Annotated in this window: 1 rRNA gene; it reads right to left on the bottom strand. The window is 59.9% G+C overall.

From position 1 onward, the window contains the following. Positions 1–213 precede the first annotated feature (213 nt). Positions 214–1,748, bottom strand: a 16S ribosomal RNA gene (locus B042_RS0116880). Positions 1,749–1,974: the final 226 nt, after the last annotated feature.

Below are 1,974 nucleotides of genomic sequence, written 5' to 3' on the forward strand. Positions count from 1 at the left end.
GCCCGAGGCTGCTCCCTCAGACACCCAACAGCGCGCCCCCCGACGCTTCCAGGACCGTCGGAGGTATCAAGCTCGACCTTCTTCAAACCATCCCGACCAGACCCCCGCACCACCCCGGACACCAGTCCGGGACAGACCAACAGGGACCCTCGGGTCCACTCACGAGCCCGACCAGCACATCGATTGAACACTGGCCTTGAAAAGACTCCTTAGAAAGGAGGTGATCCAGCCGCACCTTCCGGTACGGCTACCTTGTTACGACTTCGTCCCAATCGCCAGCCCCACCTTCACTCACTCCCTCCCCAAAGGGGTTGGGCCACAAGTTTCGGGTGTTGCCGACTTTCATGACGTGACGGGCGGTGTGTACAAGGCCCGGGAACGTATTCACCGCGGCGTTGCTGATCCGCGATTACTAGCGACTCCACCTTCATGGGGTCGAGTTGCAGACCCCAATCCGAACTGAGACCGGCTTTAAGGGATTCGCTCCGCCTCACGGCATCGCATGCCCACTGTACCGGCCATTGTAGCATGTTTGCAGCCCAAGACATAAGGGGCATGATGACTTGACGTCGTCCCCACCTTCCTCCGAGTTGACCCCGGCAGTCTCCCATGAGTCCCCACCATCACGTGCTGGCAACATGGAACAAGGGTTGCGCTCGTTGCGGGACTTAACCCAACATCTCACGACACGAGCTGACGACAGCCATGCACCACCTGTCACCCGCCAACCAAATGACCCCGCATCTCTGCAGGTCCACGGGTGATGTCAAACCTTGGTAAGGTTCTTCGCGTTGCGTCGAATTAAGCAACATGCTCCGCCGCTTGTGCGGGCCCCCGTCAATTCCTTTGAGTTTTAGCCTTGCGGCCGTACTCCCCAGGCGGGGCGCTTAATGCGTTAGCTACGGCGCGGAGACCGTGGAAAGCCCCCACACCTAGCGCCCAACGTTTACGGCATGGACTACCAGGGTATCTAATCCTGTTCGCTCCCCATGCTTTCGCTCCTCAGCGTCAGGTAAGGCCCAGAGACCCGCCTTCGCCACCGGTGTTCCTCCTGATATCTGCGCATTTCACCGCTACACCAGGAATTCCAGTCTCCCCTACCTACCTCTAGCATGCCCGTATCCACTGCAGAACCGGAGTTAAGCCCCGGTCTTTCACAGCAGACGCGACACGCCGCCTACGAGCTCTTTACGCCCAATAATTCCGGACAACGCTCGGACCCTACGTATTACCGCGGCTGCTGGCACGTAGTTAGCCGGTCCTTATTCCCCACCTACCGTCAACCCCCAGAACACTGGAAGCCTACGTCGGTGGTAAAAGAGGTTTACAACCCGAAGGCCGTCATCCCCCACGCGGCGTCGCTGCGTCAGGCTTCCGCCCATTGCGCAATATTCCCCACTGCTGCCTCCCGCAGGAGTCTGGGCCGTGTCTCAGTCCCAGTGTGGCCGGTCGCCCTCTCAGGCCGGCTACCCGTAATCGCCTTGGTAGGCCGTTACCCCACCAACAAGCTGATAGGCCGCGAGCCCATCCCCGACCGAAAAACTTTCCACCCGCCGCCATGAGGCCGCGGGTCGTATCCGGTATTAGACGGCGTTTCCACCGCTTATCCCGGAGTCAGGGGCAGGTTGCTCACGTGTTACTCACCCGTTCGCCGCTCGTGTACCCCCGAAGGGGCCTTACCGCTCGACTTGCATGTGTTAAGCACGCCGCCAGCGTTCGTCCTGAGCCAGGATCAAACTCTCCATAAAGGTCCAACCACCCAACCCCTACCGGTCCGGAGACCTCCCGGGGCGGGCAAACCTGAAAGCAAATCCCGACTGGCCGCCGAAGCGGCCGATCAAAGGAACCCTCACACTCCGCTGATACGAAGTGTCGGGGCCAAAACAAACATGGCTTAAAGAAAATCAAACACGCGCTGTTGAGTTCTCAAGAAACAGCCGCTCTTCCCGTACAAGCCCCGGTCCCGGTATCCCG

Source organism: Nocardiopsis sp. CNT312 (genome assembly GCF_000515115.1).
GTDB lineage: Bacteria > Actinomycetota > Actinomycetes > Streptosporangiales > Streptosporangiaceae > Nocardiopsis.